16 protein-coding genes are annotated in these 17,734 nt (G+C 65.0%); 10 read left to right on the top strand and 6 right to left on the bottom strand.

Annotated elements, in window-relative coordinates; all coding sequences use genetic code 11:
• Positions 1 to 51: 51 nt before the first annotated feature.
• On the top strand, positions 52 to 1,614 hold the full coding sequence (locus tag QFZ50_RS16685) for a chitinase (protein ID WP_307086043.1): 1,563 nt from the start codon (positions 52 to 54) through the stop codon (positions 1,612 to 1,614).
• Positions 1,615 to 1,682: 68 nt separating this feature from the next.
• On the opposite strand, the gene QFZ50_RS16680 is transcribed toward QFZ50_RS16685, so the two are convergent.
• Together QFZ50_RS16680 and tcuA are read right to left on the bottom strand one after the other, a co-directional pair.
• Positions 1,683 to 2,363 (bottom strand): GntR family transcriptional regulator, encoded by a 681-nt coding sequence (locus tag QFZ50_RS16680; protein WP_307086040.1) that lies wholly within the window; start codon positions 2,361 to 2,363, stop codon positions 1,683 to 1,685.
• Positions 2,364 to 2,414: 51 nt separating this feature from the next.
• Positions 2,415 to 3,902: an FAD-dependent tricarballylate dehydrogenase TcuA gene (gene tcuA, locus QFZ50_RS16675; RefSeq protein ID WP_307086038.1), complete on the bottom strand. Its 1,488-nt coding sequence runs from the start codon at positions 3,900 to 3,902 to the stop codon at positions 2,415 to 2,417.
• Positions 3,903 to 4,325: 423 nt separating this feature from the next.
• Between tcuA and QFZ50_RS16670 the strand changes: the two genes are divergently transcribed.
• The 3 genes from QFZ50_RS16670 (at position 4,326) to QFZ50_RS16660 (ending at position 6,154) form a co-directional block, all read left to right on the top strand.
• A complete protein-coding gene (locus QFZ50_RS16670; protein ID WP_307086036.1) occupies positions 4,326 to 4,517 on the top strand; it encodes a helix-turn-helix transcriptional regulator in 192 nt (63 codons plus the stop codon).
• Entirely contained in the window at positions 4,507 to 4,932 is a 426-nt protein-coding gene (locus tag QFZ50_RS16665; protein WP_307086034.1) for a hypothetical protein, read from the top strand. The genes QFZ50_RS16670 and QFZ50_RS16665 overlap by 11 nt, the downstream gene beginning before the upstream one ends.
• 115 nt (positions 4,933 to 5,047) lie before the next feature.
• Complete coding sequence (locus tag QFZ50_RS16660) at positions 5,048 to 6,154, top strand: spore photoproduct lyase family protein (protein WP_307086032.1); 1,107 nt, start codon at positions 5,048 to 5,050, stop codon at positions 6,152 to 6,154.
• A 71-nt stretch (positions 6,155 to 6,225) separates the two neighbouring features.
• Here QFZ50_RS16660 and QFZ50_RS16655 read toward each other — a convergent pair whose 3' ends face one another.
• Together QFZ50_RS16655 and QFZ50_RS16650 are read right to left on the bottom strand one after the other, a co-directional pair.
• Complete coding sequence (locus tag QFZ50_RS16655; RefSeq protein ID WP_307086030.1) at positions 6,226 to 7,110, bottom strand: NAD-dependent epimerase/dehydratase family protein; 885 nt, start codon at positions 7,108 to 7,110, stop codon at positions 6,226 to 6,228.
• A 69-nt stretch (positions 7,111 to 7,179) separates the two neighbouring features.
• Entirely contained in the window at positions 7,180 to 7,929 is a 750-nt protein-coding gene (locus QFZ50_RS16650; protein WP_307086028.1) for an SDR family NAD(P)-dependent oxidoreductase, read from the bottom strand.
• Positions 7,930 to 8,285: 356 nt separating this feature from the next.
• Here QFZ50_RS16650 and QFZ50_RS16645 point away from each other — a divergent pair, with 356 nt between their 5' ends.
• Positions 8,286 to 8,750: a ribose-5-phosphate isomerase gene (locus QFZ50_RS16645; protein ID WP_307086027.1), complete on the top strand. Its 465-nt coding sequence runs from the start codon at positions 8,286 to 8,288 to the stop codon at positions 8,748 to 8,750.
• 69 nt (positions 8,751 to 8,819) lie between these two features.
• Here the strand turns inward: QFZ50_RS16645 and QFZ50_RS16640 are convergent, their stop codons facing one another.
• A complete protein-coding gene (locus QFZ50_RS16640; protein ID WP_307086024.1) occupies positions 8,820 to 9,902 on the bottom strand; it encodes a TerC family protein in 1,083 nt (360 codons plus the stop codon).
• 301 nt (positions 9,903 to 10,203) lie between these two features.
• Here QFZ50_RS16640 and QFZ50_RS16635 point away from each other — a divergent pair, with 301 nt between their 5' ends.
• From QFZ50_RS16635 to QFZ50_RS16620, 4 genes are all read left to right on the top strand, one after another.
• On the top strand, positions 10,204 to 10,905 hold the full coding sequence (locus QFZ50_RS16635) for an MSMEG_4193 family putative phosphomutase (RefSeq protein WP_307086023.1): 702 nt from the start codon (positions 10,204 to 10,206) through the stop codon (positions 10,903 to 10,905).
• 15 nt (positions 10,906 to 10,920) lie between these two features.
• The gene (locus QFZ50_RS16630) at positions 10,921 to 11,469 is read left to right on the top strand and encodes a DUF3090 domain-containing protein (RefSeq protein WP_307086021.1); all 549 of its coding nucleotides are present in this window, start codon (positions 10,921 to 10,923) and stop codon (positions 11,467 to 11,469) included.
• Complete coding sequence (locus tag QFZ50_RS16625) at positions 11,469 to 12,236, top strand: SCO1664 family protein (protein WP_307086019.1); 768 nt, start codon at positions 11,469 to 11,471, stop codon at positions 12,234 to 12,236. The genes QFZ50_RS16630 and QFZ50_RS16625 overlap by 1 nt, the downstream gene beginning before the upstream one ends.
• 455 nt (positions 12,237 to 12,691) lie before the next feature.
• Positions 12,692 to 13,672 (top strand): YaaC family protein, encoded by a 981-nt coding sequence (locus tag QFZ50_RS16620; protein WP_373462289.1) that lies wholly within the window; start codon positions 12,692 to 12,694, stop codon positions 13,670 to 13,672.
• Positions 13,673 to 13,727: 55 nt separating this feature from the next.
• Here QFZ50_RS16620 and QFZ50_RS16615 read toward each other — a convergent pair whose 3' ends face one another.
• Complete coding sequence (locus QFZ50_RS16615; protein ID WP_307086016.1) at positions 13,728 to 16,544, bottom strand: hypothetical protein; 2,817 nt, start codon at positions 16,542 to 16,544, stop codon at positions 13,728 to 13,730.
• 217 nt (positions 16,545 to 16,761) lie between these two features.
• On the opposite strand from QFZ50_RS16615, the gene QFZ50_RS16610 reads away from it, so the two are divergent.
• Positions 16,762 to 17,574 carry a hypothetical protein gene (locus QFZ50_RS16610; RefSeq protein ID WP_307086015.1) on the top strand — a complete coding sequence of 271 codons (813 nt, stop codon included), beginning with the start codon at positions 16,762 to 16,764 and terminating at the stop codon, positions 17,572 to 17,574.
• Positions 17,575 to 17,734: the final 160 nt, after the last annotated feature.

Genomic DNA, 17,734 nt, shown 5'->3' with positions numbered 1-17,734 from the left:
ACCTGTGGTGCGCCCTCCCGCCTCGTTCGAGGCTGTTCTCCTGGGGTCCATGTGTCTGCACGCTTTCCCGGCCGGAAACTCTCTGTCCTTCGCCTCGCGCTCCTGTCCGTCGTGGTCGGCGGTCTCGCCGTGGGCGGCGTGACCGGCTTCAACCGCTGGGAGGACGCCCGGGTGGCCGAGAGCACGGGGGCGTTCTTCGCGGGCTACGTGGATGTCACAGCGACACCGTCCTACGAGTTCGAGGACCCGGCGGCCACGACCGGCGGCAGCGTGGTGCTGTCCTTCATCGTCGCGTCGAAGTCCGAGCCGTGCGCCCCGTCCTGGGGCACCTTCTACGGGCTGGACGAGGCGGAGGCCGCACTGGACCTCGACCGGCGCGTCGCACGGCTGGTGCAGGACGGCGGCGAGGTCATCGTGTCCTTCGGCGGCCTCCTCAACGACGAGCTCGCCACCGCCTGCACCGACCCGGAGGACCTGAAGGACGCATACGCGGAGGTCGTCGACCGGTACAGGCTCTCCACCGTGGACCTCGACATCGAGGGCGAGAACCTCGCCGACACGGCAGCCGGGGAGCGCCGCGCGGAGGCCCTCGCCGCCCTGCAGGCCGAGCGGGCGGACTCGGACACGCCGCTCAACGTGTGGCTGACCCTGCCCGTCGCGCCGACCGGGCTGACCGCCGAGGGGACCGCCGCCGTCGCGCAGTTCCTCGACGCGGGCGTGGACCTCGCCGGCGTGAACGTCATGACCATGGACTACGGGGGCAGCAGGCCCGAGGGCACGAGCATGCTGGCCGCGTCGCAGAACGCCGCCGATGCCACGCACCGCCAGCTGCAGGTGCTCTACGAGCGGGCAGGCATAGAGATCGGGCCGCAGGCCGCCTGGCGGAAGATCGGGCTGACGCCGATGATCGGGCAGAACGACGTCAAGGGCGAGGTCTTCACGCTCGACGACGCCAAGGCGTTCAACGCCTTCGCCGCCGAGCGCGGTGTGGGCCGCATCTCCATGTGGTCCCTGAACCGCGACGGCACGTGCAGCGAGAACTACGCCGACGTCACGGTGGTGTCCGACGCCTGCAGCGGCATCGACCAGGAGGGGCTCCAGTTCGCACCCCTCCTCGGCGACGGCTTCGAGGGCCGGGCCGCGACGCTCGCCGAGGAGCCGGCGGTCGAGGAGACGCCCGAGGCACTCGTCGAGGACGACCCGGAGACGAGCCCCTACCCCATCTGGTCCGACGTCGGCACGTACCGCGAGGACGACCGCGTGGTTTGGCACGGCAACGTGTACACGGCGAAGTACTGGACGCAGGGCGACCTGCCCGACGATCCCGTGCTGCAGGCGGAGGAGACCCCGTGGACGCTGCTCGGGCCGGTACTCCCGGACGAGCGGCCCGTCCCCGCGGTCACCGCACCGGCGGGGCTGTACCCGGAGTGGGATGCGAAGACCGTGTACGAGCGGGGCGACAGGATCCTGGTCGACGGCCGTGTGTACGAGGCGAAATGGTGGACCCAGAGCGACAGCCCCGAGGCCGCCGAGCAGGGCTCGGACGCGTCGCCCTGGCAGAAGATCGACGACGCCGCGGTGCTGAAGGCCGTCGAGGAGAAGGCCGGCTCCTAGCAGACCGGGCCGCGGGCTGACCGCCCGAACGACAGGCGGTCAGCCGGAGCGATGCCCTGACGGCCCGGTCAGGGCGAGGCGGCCAGTTGCTCCAGCGCCGACTTGCGGAGCAGTTGCAGGCGGATCTCGCGGGCGGTCCTCATGTGGCGGCCGGCGATCTCCCGGGCGCCGGCTTCGTCCCGCCGTTCGATGGCCTGGACCAGCTGCTCGTGTTCGTCGAGGGATTCCGCCCACCGGTCGCCCACGGAGAGGGTGGACTTGGGCGCGTGGATCAGGTGTGTCGAGAGGCGTTTGAGCAGATCCTGGAGGACGGGATTGTGGGTGCTCGCCCAGACGGCGGCGTGGAACTCGAGATTCGTGGTCCGGCGGGTCTGGTCGGTCGGCTCGACGAGGCACCGGTCCCGTTCCACGAGGGCCTCCAGCCGCATGAGGTTCGTGAACTGCCGTGCCGTGGCTGCCTGGGCAGCGGCTTCCTGTTCCAGGAGGATCCGCATGTCGTAGACATGGATGACCTGCTGGGGGTCGATCTCCGGCACCTGCAGGCCCCGGTCCACCCGCCTCAGGAGGTGTTCCTGCTGGAGGCGGGACAGCGCCTCCCGGATGGGGGTCCGGGAGACGCCGAATCGCTCCGCCAGCGCCACCTCGCGCATGGGGGTCCCGGGTTGGTGGACTCCGGTGAGGATCTCGTCGCGCAGGATGACGAAGATCGCGTCGCTGTCAGCACGTGCGGAGAGAGCGGCGTTCGTCACTGGGTTCCTTCTGCTGGTGAGCGACATCTCGTTGCTGAGTGTGCACAAATTTTACGCCAGGTCCCCAGCCCTCCGGCCGAACACGCACCCGGCTGCCAATCCCGTTCCGCCGGGGTAGTTCGTACTGAACAGGCCACCGAGCATCTCGCCGGCGGCGTAGAGGCCCCTGATGTGCTCACCCGCGGTGTCCAGTACCCGCCCGTGGGTATCCGTCCTGAGGCCACCGAAGGTGAAAGTGATGCCGCAGGTGACGCCGAAGGCGTAGAACGGCCCGGTCTCCAGCGGCGAGGCCCAGTTGCTCTTGACCGGGGTGGTGTCGGCCCTGCGGCCGTCCTTGACGGTGGGATCGAAGGGGACGCTGCGGTCGATCGAGGTGTTGTAGCTGTCGACGGTGCGCCTGAGAGCGTCCCGGTCCACACCGATCTTCGTCGCGAGTTCCTCGATGGTGTCGGCCGTCTCCACCGAGATCCTGGGCATGTCGTACTCCTCCGTGCGCAGCATGGGCCTCAGCTTCGCGTCGAAGATCTGGTAGGCGACGGAGCCGGGCTGCTTGAGGATCTCCTTGCCGTACTTGGCGTAGGTGTAGTTGCGGAAGTCCGCACCCTCGTCCAGGAACCGGTTGCCCTCGGTGTTGACGATGATGCCCAGAGGGTAGCTCTGGCGGGTGAGGCGGTTCGTCAGTTCCCGGTTGCTCTCGTTCGTGGCCGTGAAGGCATCCCACTGCACGCTGTGGCAGGTGTTCCAGTCCCCGCCCCTGTCGGCCCCGATCCGCAGGGCGGCGTCGATCATGTCACCGGTGTTGTAGGGCGTCCCACGGACCTTCGCGTTCTCCCATCCCTCACCGAGGTATTCCCGTCGCCGTGCGGGGTCGGATTCGAACCCGCCGGCGGTCAGGACGACGGATTCGGCCCTGACGGTCCGGGCCCCCTCGGCGCCCTCGACCACGACACCCACGACGCGCCCGTCCTCCACGACCAGGCTGGTGGCCCGCTGCCCGTACCGCACGTCGATACCGAGCTCGCCGGCGACGCGCGTGTGGTCCGCCATGAGGCCTTCTCCGCCTCCGACGTTCCCCACATGCAGACCACCCCAGAAGAGGTAGCTGCCGTCCGGGCGTTCGTAGGCCTGCCGCTCGTACATCAGCCGGTACTTCAGCCCGAGACCGTGGAGCCAGCGCAGCGTCGACTGGCTCTCCGCGATGAGCACCTTGGTGAGCTCGGGGTCATTGCGCCCCTCGGTGACCTTCGCAAGGTCGGCCGCGTACTCCTCGGCACTGTAGGCCGGGACGGTCGTCGTCCCGTGGCGCTCGCCGGCCTCGACGAGGTCCCGAAGATCGTCGAGCCCATCATGGACGATCCGCGTGGCCCCTGCGGTGTAGAAGCTGTTGCCGCCGGCCATGTCCTGCTCGCCCTTCTCGAGGAGGATGACGGCGCGGCCCCGCACAGCGGCGGCATGGGCGGCGGTGAAGCCGGCGTTGCCTCCACCGACGACGACGACCTCGGTGTTCTCGGTGAGCATTTCCGTGGGTGCAGCTGACATCCGTGCCTCCATGCTTTTGTGCACACAAGTGTATACAGACGCGAGCCTCGACGGAGCACCCTCTGTTCCAGTGGTCAATTGGGGCATCGTCGGCTGATCAGAGGGCGCACTGGCCCATCCCTCGCCGTGGCACCAGCCTCGGCGTAAAGCTGTTCTTTCTTGTGTACAAAGGCGCACGACACAGCGGATCGTTCAGACACGCCCAGACCCGATGGCACGTCCTGCCGTGCCCGACACTGTCGTCCATGGAACGAGGGCCAGGAGAAGCCCCATCCGCTCGGGCCTGTTCATCCTCTGGCCAGGACGCCCGAACCCGAAGGTCCCGGACCCGGAGGGGGGATCATTCCTGATTGACAGGCACTCCGCATGTAAAGCATCCTTGTCAGGACAAGGATGCTTTACATTATCGGAGGTGGGGGCCGCATGCAGAACAGTATCCGCGCGCTCCGCACCGAGGGCGGCGTGTCGCAGCGGGAGCTGGCCGAGGCCCTCGGGGTCTCCCGCCAGACCGTCAACTCGATAGAGACCGGCCGGTACGATCCTTCGCTTCCCCTTGCCATCGCCATCGCCCGCCATTTCGGACGTGCAGTAGAGGAGATCTTCCATGCGAGCTGACCTATCCGCCAAGCGCACCGCGATCGCGGCGGGCATCCTCCTGCTGGTCCTCGGACTCGTGGTGGTCGCCGTCCTCCTGCTGAAGGAGCACGCTCCCGGGAACATGGTGCCGGGGTTCATGGTCGGGCTCGGCATCGGTGGTGCCGGCGCCCTGGTGATGGCATGGCGGGTGATCCGCAGGCCCCGTCAGGCCTCGACGTTCGAGCGCGCCTGGACGCAGACCGGAGACGAGCGCGACGACAGCATCCTGACGCGGTCGCTCGCCCACGTCGGGCTGGCGTCGCTGCCCCTGGCCGGTGCGGCTACCCTCGCGATGGGCTTCGGGGCGGAGGCCCCGATGGTGATGACCCTGCTGATGGGAGCCCTCCTCCTCATCGGGGCGTCCTCCTTCGCCGTGCTCACCCGCCGGAGCTGAAGCCCCACGCCGTCGTACGCCACGCTGCCGGTGCTCCCCCGTGGTTCCGCGGCGGAACCCCCTGGCCCCGGGATCCAGCGGAACAGACCCGTCCGGACGGTTGTTGTACAGGGTGATGACAACCCGGGAATTGGACCTGACCACGCTCTCCCCCACGCGGCTGTGGATCCCCAAGCACGTGCTGATCACGCGGGCCGCCGCCGATCTTCCGCACACGGCCGAGATCGTCCGGCGATGCGAACTCGCCGGGGTGGACGACATCCGGTTCCTGTCCGGGAACGCACTGACCGGCCTCCGAGGTGCCACCGAGCGCGAGACCTACGCGTCGGCGAAGAACACGCTCGCCGTGGTCGTGGCCCCTCCCAGCGCGCTCAAGCCGCAGCCCATCCCGCCGAGCGCCGACTGGCGGATCGACCTCGCCAAGGGGTGCCCCGCGCACTGCCAGTACTGCTACCTCGCCGGCTCCCTGCAGGGCCCGCCGGTGACCCGCGCGTACGCCAATCTCGACGACGTGCTGGACGGGATCCGCACCCATGCCGGCAGGGGGTCCGTCACCCGCGGCACCCTCGAGCGCGGTGACGAGGGGACGACGTTCGAACTGTCCTGCTACACCGACCCCCTCGGCATCGAGAGCGTGACCGGTTCGCTCGCTGCCGCGATCTCCCGCGTCGGGGCGGGAGAGTTCGGCACCGACGTGCAGCTGCGCTTCACCACCAAGTTCGACGACGTCGGTGAGCTCGTGACCCTCGACCATGGGCGCAGGACGCGGATCCGTTTCTCGGTCAATGCCGCGGAGGTCGCCAACCGCTTCGAGGGCGGGACCGCGCGCATGCCCGCACGGCTCGCAGCTCTCCGGGCCGTGGCGCAGGCCGGCTATCGGGTGGGGCTGACGATTGCCCCGATCATGCCCATCCCCGGCTGGCGTGAGCAGTACGGGGCACTGCTCGACGACGTCGCCGCGGCCGTCGCCGGCATCGACGACCTCGACCTCACCGCCGAGATCATCACGCACCGCTTCACGCCCGCGAGCAAGGAGGTGCTGCTCGGCTGGTATCCGCGCACCCGGCTCGAGATGGACGAGGACCTGCGGAGCCAGAAGCGGTCCAAGTTCGGCGGCGTGAAATACGTGTACCCGAAGCAGACCATGACGGAGATGCGCGGCTGGTTCACGGAGGAGCTGGAGCGGCGCCTGCCGGCGGCCAGGCTCCTCTACTGGACCTGATCCAGCGGAACCGCGGGCGCCTAAAGCTTGCGACCACCGGAAGCTGGTGGCCGTAAGCATGCGGCGGTGGCCTACCCGGGGAGGGCCTTGCCGTCCGCGTCGAGGTAGTCCCGCCAGGATCTGTGCGGCGCCCAGCCGAGCATCGCCCGCGCCTTCCTGCTGGAGATACCTGACGCGTCCGTGCGGTCGAGGTCGCGCAGTTCGATCCGGTCGCCGTAGTACCTCGTGAGGATCTCGGCGAAGTCGTAGCCACCCACGTTGTCGGGCGATGCGATGTAGAAGACCTCGTGCCCCGGCAGGTCCGAGGCCGTGGCAAGGACGATGGCGTCGGCCAGGTCGTAGACGTCGACGTAGCTCCAGAGGTTGGGGCTCAGCACCGAGGCGTCGCGGATCTGCGGCCCGAGGTTGTGCTCGTAGTTGCCCTCGAACTGGACCCAGCTGGGCCGGATGGAGATGCAGCGGATGTCCGACCGGGCGACCGCGGCGTCCATGAGCTGCTCGCCGAAGTGCTTGGACAGGGCGTAGGGGTCCTGCGGGCGGATGGGGTGCTCTTCGTCGACCGGTGCGTACTCGGGCAGGAAATCGCGCTCGGGGAAGAAGAACCCGGGCACGGTCTCGCTCGAGATGTAGACGAAGCGCTTCACGCCGAAGCGGATCGCCGCTTCGAGGACGTTGAACGTGGCCATCAGGTTGGTCTGGAACACCACGTGCGGCGGGTTCCCGGTCGGCTCGGGGATGGCGGCGATATGCACGACGGCGTCCGCGCCGTGGACGACGGCATAGGCTTCACCCGCGTCGGTGAGGTCCGCCATCGTGTAGCGGGGGGCGTCGTCGGCCTTGCGTTCGAAGCCTGGACGGGTGAGGTCGGTGGCGTGCACCTCGTGCCCGGCGTCGATCATGGCCTGCGTCGTGACGCGACCGACCTTCCCGTGGGCTCCGGTGATGAGGACCTTCATGATGTCTCCTCGGGGTGGTGGGGCCGACCGAGGTGTTGGTCGGCCCGGGTGGAAGGGGAACGGGTGCAGCTACTCGGCGACAGCGGTGCTCTCGCTGACGTGCCGCCAGGCCTCAAGGGAGGCGAGCTGAGCCTGGAGGACGCCGACGTGCGCCGTGGTCGCGTCGGCCCCGAGCACGAGCACCTCGGGAGCCTCGGCGGAACTGACCGCGGTGATGATGGCCGCTGCCGCTTTGGCAGGATCCCCGGGCTGCGTCCCGTGGCTGGTGTCGTTCTCCTTGCGGCGCTTGCCTGCGGTGTCAGCGTAGTCGTGGATGGGCTCCGCGGACTGCTGGAGTGACCGGCCGGAGAAGTCCGTCCTGAATCCGCCGGGTTCGACGACCATCGCCGTGATGCCGAGGGGCTCCAGTTCCTTGCGCAGCGATCCGGTGAGCCCTTCGACCGCAGCTTTCGCGGCTGCGTAGTAGCCGGAACCGGCCGGGGTGATCCGCGCGCCGATCGAGGACAGGTTCACGATGGTGCCCGTACGGCGGGCGCGCATCTGCGGCAGTACGGCCTTGATCAGGTCCACCGTGCCGAAGAAGTGCGTGTCGAACAGGGTACGGACGTCCGTGTCGTCGCCCTCCTCCACGGCGGCGCGGTATCCGTAGCCGGCGTTGTTGACCAGGACGTCGATCGCGCCGAACCTGCCGGTGCCGCGCTCCACTGCCGCCTGGATGTGGCCGGCATCCGTCACATCGAGGGAGAGGGCGAGCGCCGTGTCCGGGTACTCCGCCGCGAGGTCCGCCAGGGTCGAGGCGTCGCGGGCCGTGGCGACCACGTTGTCACCGCGCTGGAGAGCGGCCTCCGCGAGGGCGCGTCCGAGTCCTGTGGAGCAGCCGCGTGATCAGCCAGGTGGCCATGATGTCTCCTTCGTAGCGCCGGCGCTCTGCCGGCTAGCAACCAGTCAACGGCATGATCCGCACCTGCAGGCCATCCGTGGCGAAATAAACCCCCGTGCCGCCGGTGCGGGTGGCGTCCCGCCCGGCGCGTCGTGCCCGAGGACGTGGTGGTGCCCTCGCGCACGGAAGGGCGATGATTGCATAGGAGCCGGTCCGCGGGCATCGAGCACGCGGACGGCCTGTCCTCGGACCATGAAGTACGAATCCCACGACCAACGAGGAGGAGGAACCAGCTATGAGCGAGAAGAAACTGCGCATCGTCATCGGCAGTGATGAGGCCGGACTGGACTACAAGGAGGTTCTGCGTAAGGACCTCGAGGCCGACGACCGGGTGGAGAGCGTGGTGGATGTCGGGATCTCACGCTCCGAGAACGTCGACTACCCGCACATCGCGGTGGACGCGGCCCGGAAGGTGGAGAGCGGCGAGGCCGACCGCGCCCTGCTGATCTGCGGCACCGGCCTCGGGGTGGCGATCTCCGCCAACAAGGTCGCCGGCATCCGCGCCGTGACCGCCCACGACTCCTACTCGGTGGAGCGTTCGGTCCTGAGCAACAACGCCCAGGTGCTCTGCATGGGCCAGCGCGTGATCGGCGTCGAGCTGGCCCGGCGCCTGGCCAAGGAGTGGCTCGGCTACGTGTTCGATCCCTCCAGTGCCTCGGCGGCGAAGGTGGATGCCATCAGCGGCTACGAGAAGGGCTGACCTTCCGCCTGGAAACACGACGGCCACCGGCTCCCGCAGCTGCGGGGGCGGTGGCCGTCGCCGGTGGGGCTACTTCGAGGCGCCCGCCGTGGAGCTTGTCGTCTCGCCGGCGTCGGGATCCCCCGCGCGGTCCTCCGGATCGGCCGCGGTCACCTGCGTGCCGTCCACTAGGTGGCGGTCGTTCCTGCCGTCGTCGCCCCGGGTCTTGAGCAGGCTCGCGATGGTGGCGACGGCGATCGTGGCACCGATGAACAGCAGCGAGAACCAGATGGGGATCTCGGGCACCCAGAGCAGCGGCTGGCCGCCGTTGATGAAGGACAGCTCGTTGACGTGCAGGGCGTGGAACACGAGCTTCACGCCGATGAACGCGAGGATGACGGCGAGGCCCTGCGCCAGGTAGACCAGGCGTTCGAGCAGCCCGCCGATGAGGAAGAACAGCTGCCGCAAACCCATGAGGGCGAACGCGTTGGCCGTGAACACGATGTAGGCCTCGTTGGTCAGGCCGTAGATCGCGGGGATGGAGTCGACGGCGAAGATCAGGTCCACGAAGCCGATCGCGATGATGGTCAGCAGCATCGGGGTGACGAAGCGCTTGCCGCCCTTCTTCACGGTGAGCTTGTCCTCGTGGTACTCGTCCGTGACGGGCAGCACCCGGCGGACGAGCTGCATGAACTTGCCGTCGGCCGGATTGGACTCATGGCTGCCGAACGCCTGCTTGTAGGCCAGGAAGAGCAGCAGGGCGCCGAAGATGTAGAAGACCCAGGAGAAGTTCTCGATCAGTCCGGCACCGATGGCGATGAACCCGCCGCGGAGGACCAGGGCGATGATGATGCCGATCATCAGCACCTTCTGCTGGTACTTCTTCGGCACCGCGAAGCCGGTCATCACGATGAGGAAGACGAAGAGGTTGTCGATCGACAGGGCCTTCTCCGTCAGGTAGCCGGCGAAGTACTCACCGCCGAAGGTCCAGCCGGACACGACGCCGATCCCGACGCCGAACAGCAGCGCGAGGCCGATGTAGAACGCGGACCACCGCGCCGATTCGGCGATGGTCGGCTCGTGGGGTTTGCGCACGTGCGCGAAGAACTCGTAGACGAAGAAGAGGATCGTCACGGCGAGGGTGATCAACCAGATCAGTGGTGTGACCTGCATGAGGGGGCTCCAAAGGGTAGGCGTCGGACAGAGGCGCCAAGGTCTCCTCCGCCCCGGACGGAACCGGAACCGATGGGCCCGGAATGCTTCAGTGCATCCGTATTGACGGGCCGATCACAGACGGGAGTACTCCCCTTGATATATCGAGCCTAACGCATGCCCGGCGCGGCTTGTTCCCCCGGGACCCGATCGACCGGGTCCTTCTGCGGCCGAGGTGCGGTCGCCGGCTGCCGGACGACGCCGTACCCCTCCCGGGCGTGGAGGCGGACTCCGCCGTCGGGCGGGTGGCTAGGCTGGGTGGATGGCCACAGTTCTCCTCGTGCGGCACGGCCGCACCACAGCAAATGCGTCCGGACTGCTGGCCGGACGGGCCGACGGCGTCAGCCTCGACGGGATCGGCCGCGACCAGGCGGTCGTGACGGGTGACCGGATCGCGGCCGTGCCCGTCGTCGGCGTGGTGTCGAGTCCCCTCGAACGGTGCCGGCAGACTGCCCAGTTCCTCCTCGACCGCCAGGGCGGCACCCCGCACGCACCGGTCGACCCCGATCTCACCGAGTGCGACTACGGCCAGTGGCAGGGCCGCATGCTCACCGACCTCGCGAAAGAGGCCCTGTGGCCGGTGGTGCAGTCGCAGCCGTCCGCCGTCGTGTTTCCCGGCGGCGAGTCCATGGCCGCGATGCAGGCGCGGTCCGTGGCGGCCATCCGCCGCCACGATGCGGCCTTCGAAGCGGAGTTCGGGCCCGGGGCCGTGTGGGTGGCGGTGAGCCACGGCGACATCATCAAGTCGGTCCTCGCCGATGCACTCGGCATGCACCTCGACCTCTTCCAGCGCATCACCGTGGGCCCGGCCTCCGTGTCGATCGTGAACTACGGCATCGGCCGGCCGACCGTCCATGCGACCAATACCGACGCCGGGGACCTCTCGTGGCTGGCGGCCAGCGTCCCCTCCGGTGATGCGCCGGTGGGCGGTGGCGCGGGGCACACGACGCCTCCGACCGCATGAGCCTAAAGTAGACCTATGCCTACAACTGTTCACGAGTTCGCCTGGCCTGACCGCGTCGTCGTCGGCACCATCGGCGATCCGGGGCAACGCACGTTCTACCTGCAGGTGCGCACGGGCAAGCAGATCGTGAGTATCGCGATGGAGAAGCAGCAGTCGGCCCAGCTCGCCGAGAAGATCGACGAGGTCCTCGACCAGCTCATCACCCTCGACGGCAACCCCTTCAGCATCCCCACGAGCACGCCCATCGAGCTCGTGGACAACGACCAGCTCGACACCGTGGAGGAGCAGTTCCGCACCGGCGTCATGAGCCTGGGGTGGGACCCGACGACGGCGCAGATCGTCATCGAGGCCTACCCGCTCGTCGACGACGAGAACGAGGACCCGCTGCTCGAGGACGATGACACCGACGCGCCGGAGATGCTGCGGGTGCGGATGCCGGTCGGCACCGCCCGCGCCTTCGCCAAGCGCACCCGCGAGGTCGTGGGCGCCGGGCGTCCGATCTGCGAGATCTGCGGCTACCCCATCGACGCCGACGGGCACACCTGCACCCTTCCCGAGGTCTGATGCCGGCACCCGACCTGGTGGCCGCCGAGCTGACGCTTACGGGCCGCATCACGACGGCATCGAACGCCACGTTCCTGGGCAGCGTCGGCGACACCGCGGTCGTGTACAAGCCGATCAAGGGCGAGAAACCGCTGTGGGATTTCCCCGACGGGTTCCTCGCCCACCGGGAGGTCGCCGCCTACCTGGTGTCGGAGGCTTTCGGCTGGAACATCGTGCCCCGCACTTGGCTGCGGAACGGTCCCTTCGGGGAGGGCATGGTGCAGCTCTGGCAGGAGACGGACCCGGACCAGGATGCCGTGGACCTCGTTGCCGCCGACGGGGTGCCGGAGACGGGCTGGAAGCAGGTCCTCGAAGGCCAGGACGAGAAGGGCCGCATGGTCGCCCTCGTCCACGAAGACACCCCTGCGCTGCGGCGGATGGCGGTGTTCGACGTCGTCGTCAACAACGCCGACCGCAAGGGCGACCACATCCTCGCGATGAGTGACGGGCACCGGTACGGCGTGGACCACGGGCTCACCTTCCATCGGGACCACAAGCTGCGCACGGTGCTGTGGGGGTGGGTCGGTGAGGCGCTGACAGCCGAGGAACTCGAGGGCATCGATCGTGTCCGCGAGGGACTTCAGGGGTCGCTCGGTCGTGAGCTTGCGGACCTGCTCACCGCGGAGGAGATCGCGTCGCTCACTGCTCGTTGCGCGGCCCTGCGAGCAACCGGGCGGTTTCCGGCTCCTCACGGTGAGATGCCGGCGGTGCCCTGGCCCTTGTTCTGAGCCCGTCTCAGCTCAGGGCGCCGACGCGTAGCGCCGCGGCTCCCCACGCCCTGCAACGTAGCGGGACCCGTCAGCGGCGAGCAGAAGAGGTGCGTTGATTCTGGCACTGAGTATCGCTGCGAAAGACGAGCGCTTTCGAGGAGATGGATCGCCTCGAAGACTGGTGCGACACGTACGTTCGTTTAGGCCACACGCGGCCAGCGCGGCAGTGGAGGTCTCTAGGACCACTTAGAGGTGTCCCGGTTAGGGCACCATCACCGGGCACTTTCTCGGGTGGGTCATACGGGAACCAGCCACGTCAGCATCTATGAGGACTGCTCTTCCTCGCTCATGCCGGTAAGCGGCGTCCCGGTGGAGGACCGGCTTGCGGGCACATTGCGCAAGCTCTCACCGAATACGGACGGGCCACAGCTGCACGTCCCCAAAGAAGCAGCAACTTGGCGGAAGATGGTCTAATGCCAAGACGCATCTTCGAAGGTGACTCAGAGGACTCCAAGGAAAGCTGGCGCAGAATTCGCGCGCTTCGCTCCAGACCTCCTACCTGGATGCCCGAGAGCCGGAAACAACTATTCGTGAGCGCTCTGGAACAGGCTGAGCAGCAGTTTAAGGCGGCTGAGCACATCGGTTACGAATCAAGGTCCCTCAACTTGTATTACGGGCTGTCTCAGGCAGGACGGGCGATATCAGCGGCGCTTACACCCACCGATAAGACGACTTCACCTGAGGTGCGGGGGCATGGGCTCAAACTCTTGCAGCTAGACAGCCTCAAAGCAGACGCTCTCTTTAGCTGCGAGGTCAGAGGAGACGGCGGAACTGACTCATCATTCGGTAGGCTCGCATGGTTGCTTAACTCAGATCCCCTAAAGACGCCTGTGTCTCTGGCTGCAATATGGAACATGGTTCTCGAAGTCTCTCTAGATTTCCCACAGCCCAACTATCCCCTTCCGCTCTTCGTCAATCGTGTCTATGACGGTTCGCTTCCGGGTCAGTACAGCCGGCGTCACTTCTCCATTCCTCTGAGCGAACAAGATGCAGAAAAGAACGGCGCGGCAATAAAGCGTCAATACCCGGACCTTGAACCGGCCCTACTCCTTACAACCACAGGCAACGGAGAGCACATCGATAATGAGGGCGTAAGGCTTGATCTAGCAAAGTTTGAGCTTGAAAACTTCGAATTACACCTTCGCGGCTATAGGAGGTCTACGGTACTCATGCCGTCGGTCGTCCCGGGGCAGAAATCACTGGATCCAATCCTTAGCTGGTGGGTACTGCTCTACGGACTGTCGATGATCACACGCTACAAACCCGTTGTGTGGACGCAGGCGGTCGATGTGAACCAATCGCATCACGCAGTACCGCTTGAGACAGTCCTTTCAAAGGCTAGTGATGCGCTACCAGACCAGATCCTGTCGCTCCTGAACCGACCACCACGATAAAAGGGCGAGGGCTGAGATGCCGCCAGCACCATTGTGCCCGCCTCAGAAGGTAATTTCACTCGCCGAGAATGTCGTACGTGCTCCGAATCATTTGACCGATTGGCGTATTGAGGTCCATCATGCGCGCATCGTGGTCGGAATATCCCAACAGGGGCGAAATGATTGAGTCTGCCCCACCATGTGACCATGAAGATACTACTGCCCCGACATGGTCACCGAACTCGTTGGGTACCGCAATTATGGGCCAAGCGGAGAGTTCAGTGGGTCGTCGCGGAAGTCTTCGGACAACTACGAGGCCTTGGCAATCGTCAACCTGTAGAGCGCACGCACTCCAGTTACCGAAGTCGCTCCACCCTGCATCCGTGTCCTCCCAGAAGCCCACGAGCAACGAAGGCTGATGATCGGTCGCTTCTTCGACGCCCACCGATTTTAACGCACTCACCGCGTTAATGAGTCGCTGGCGCTCACCGTGAATCTCTCGCTCGAGCATTTCGGGATCAGGGGCAAAAAGCACCGACCGGAGCCCTGAGTTGTACTTCTTACCAGCCGTGTCTATGTCATCCACAACTGCCGTCAGCGGATGGGGGATCGAAGACTTCGAGCCGTAATGAGTCGTCGTTCTAACGATGTGCTCCCTGCCAGCCAAGAAGCCATTGGCACGCAGCTGAAGCTCGAAAAACGGATTGTGAGCATCGGATGCGAAGGCCGCGATGTCTTGTGTTGGCCGCACGTTGTCCGTGCGTACCTCGAATGAGGTCCAAGAGTCAGAGCCTGTAGGTGTCTCAACGAGAAAGCGCCTGCGCCCCAAGTTGAGCACTTCAACCTCGTCGGCTGTACTGATCGTTCCTAGCGCTGTCGCGTACTGCGCCCTTAAATCGAGGAAAGTGATGATTTCCTCTGGGGTGGGCGATGAAGTTTTCGCCAGCTTTAGCCCCAGTAAGTCCATCGCCATCCGATAGCGTGCGTAGCGCAGACGCGGCTGTGGCAGGGGAAGCACTCTTTCGGGTCGTACACGCGGGGTGCGCTCGGCAATGGCAAGCACCGCTCGCTCTGCCTGGTCTCTAGCCTCAAAACTTCGGAATCTGGTAGTGAAGCTGAACTGCTGGCCATCGACGGTTACCGTCGCCCCGAGACCTATCAAATCGCCGGCACTCTCGATGACGTCGGGGTCACGCAACGCCCTCGCGTGGTCCTTATGCGCGGCGAGGCTTGAGGTGCCTAGGTTGATCACCGCTGCGCTAAACGAGCCCATTACGGGACGTATGAACGCGTTGAAGGTTGCTGTTGCGAGGCGTGGCCTCGGAGTGGCGTGAAAGCGTAGTTGAATCTCGCCGAGCAAAGCAGCATAGTCACTGTTCTGTTGAACATTGCTGCGTACGAGGCGAAGGTGATCTGCCTCTTCTGTTTGAATCAAGCCTTTTTCTTTTAGTTGCGCCATGGTAACCAGCGCATCTATCACTCGGCCCGACCGCGCCTCGGCATGACGCAGCACCTCCCCTATCTCGGCGAAGGGAGCGAGTAGTGAATCCGGCTCAATCACCTCAATCAGACCCCACAGCAAAGCGATGCCTTCGTCAGGCAGCGCAAGAAGATTCTGAGTGAGACTCCCGGCAGCCGATATCTCTGAGGCTCTCGCAAGAACCGCCGCTGCAGAGGGCACCCACAGCTCAAAATTACTCCGCCCGTCCACCCACGATGAGACGGCGGCAAACGCTTCTCCAGCAACGTGCTTTCGTGCCTTATCAGGGAGAACCCGCTCCCAAATGAAGGCACGCCGCCGATCGTGGAACCAGGCCTCACCATCAGAGCGACGGATAAAAATGCCCGATTCGAGCAACGAATCCGTCAGGATTCCCCATTCTAAAACATTGAACCCTAGATATTGAAGGATGAAGGCGTCACTTGGCGGGTCAATGAAGGGAGCTAGTCGGGCTGCAATTGCTCGAAGATTCTCAGGGATATTTTTCCAGGACTCACGCATGAGCACGTCAAAACCATTCGGGGCGGTGATCTTGTCGAGGGATGCCTCCGCGCCTGATAGTTGGATGGCATCGGCAATGAAGAACGGATATCCGCTTGAGAGTCGAACGATCGTATCCCAGTGAGCCGGGGGCACATGAGCGGAATTGAGCCACTCTTCGATGGCGGGCTGCGCAAGCGGAAGCAGCTCATGCGGCTCAGCACCTCGCATCTTTACCTGCAAGATTATTTCATCACCCGCCGCGTGATGGGGCCTAACACAAGCTACGATCCGTACCGAGCCGACGACTGCGTCGACGAGCTCCGTCAGCAGCCCGCGGTCAGATGGCACGAGGCGCTCTGCGTTGTCGAGCCGCAGCACAATGGGGTGACCTACGGCCCGACTGAAGTCTGCAGCAATATCACACAATTCTTTCGCACGATTAAGAACTCGGATTGATGCTAGTTGATCATCACAGCCCAGAATGCCACCTTTGGAGACGTCACCGAGCACCTTCTTACCGATGTCAATGACTTCCTTTCCGAGCTTCGATTCGGCATAAGTAAGAGCACGAGCGAGAATCGCGCCACCAATCTCACCGCCGGTAACCGTCGTCGCCCGATTCGCGATTGACTTCACGACGGTCCAAGCGGTACCCAGGTCGGGCGCTTCGGTCAGGTACTGCGACATGCAATCACTGATTGCGTCGGCGAGAGCCGTTTGTAAGGAACCTTCTACCGACTTCAGGACGATTGGACTCGATACTAAAGGGGCATCGGGCCAGACGGTCAAGCTCGAGAGGAAACTTGACTTTCCGATACCGGAATCACCCACGACGAGCACGAAACCAGCAGGCGTAGACACGACAGCGTCTCGGTCGTTTTCGCGGCCGTGTATGGCGATCTCATTCATGCCTCGTATTGTCCCCTGACCACGTTGAGAAGCACCATGATGGGCATCCACTCGTGGATGTGTCCGAGCGCGTCGAGTGTGACCCGGGTGAGGATCCCTAACAACCCTTCTCGCATGCTGTGCCCTTGACGCTTCTGCGCGCCCACCTCATTGAGGCGGAGGACTTCAGATTGCTTGCGGTGTCAGCACGGGCGCCGACCCGCTCATACTTGTATTCGTGATCAGCGACATCCCATGGGGAGAATTTCTCAGCGACCTAGTAGCTCCATCCGTGGCAGTGCTCGCGGCACTGGTGGGGCTTGTCGTGACTCTTAGTCAGCTCACGGCTGGAGGAAGACTCCGGAAAGAAGCCGACTTTTGGAAGCAGGAGGCTGTAGACGCTGAACTTGCTCAAGATAAAGCCGTGTACCAAAGCCTTCACCGGCTCGCGGTCGGGAAGCTTGTAGCAAGAAACGGTGTACCACTCCGACGCATAACGATGGTTCTAGGGGCACTTGTACCCGGCCAGCTCCTTCTCATCACTGGAAGCCAGCAGTTGGTACTGCATCCAGGTCTTGCATCTAGCGTCCTGCTTGCCCTGGGAGCAGTCGCTGGAGTCGCAGGCATGTTTATTGCACTTGGGGAGTATTCTGTCTTAAATTTCGCTCGACGCGATGTGCTCCTTTCTTTCCTAGACGGGCGCAAGATGGTTGCCGACTTCGATGTATGGCCTGATCGGACGCGCGCGGTTGCGGTACTCGGCCGGCGAGGAGTGGTGGAGGTTCTACTTGTCTCCGTGTCGACATCCGCAGTAGTGCTCGTGGTGACGGCATCCCTCGTTGAACTGTTGAACGAGGCTGCTGTCATCCCGCCCTGGCTTGATACGTTAGGCATGCTGGCTTACATATCGATCGTGTACCTTCTCTTTGCAATTGCTGGCTCAGAAAGTTTCAAGCGATCAGAGGCGTGGATACACCCACGCCCGTTAACAGCGGCAGCGAACGTTCCGGCCCCTCCGGCTGTTCCTACTGAGAACAAGGGCCTCCTCTAAGGCTGTACTTCCCAAGCCGCCTGCTTGCCGCAGATGACTCCGCTCTGTCCCACTGAGGGATCCTGCTGCGGACGCGTGGAGTGGTGGCCAGTCGACTAACCACCACTCCACGCGTCCGCAGCAGGATCCTCCACCGGGCACCGTTGGATTGTGCTGTGGT

Source organism: Arthrobacter agilis, from assembly GCF_030816075.1.
GTDB classification, from domain to species: Bacteria; Actinomycetota; Actinomycetes; order Actinomycetales; family Micrococcaceae; genus Arthrobacter_D; species Arthrobacter_D agilis_E.
Note: the sequence above shows the minus strand (reverse complement) of the source record. Positions and strands in the feature narration are given on the sequence as shown.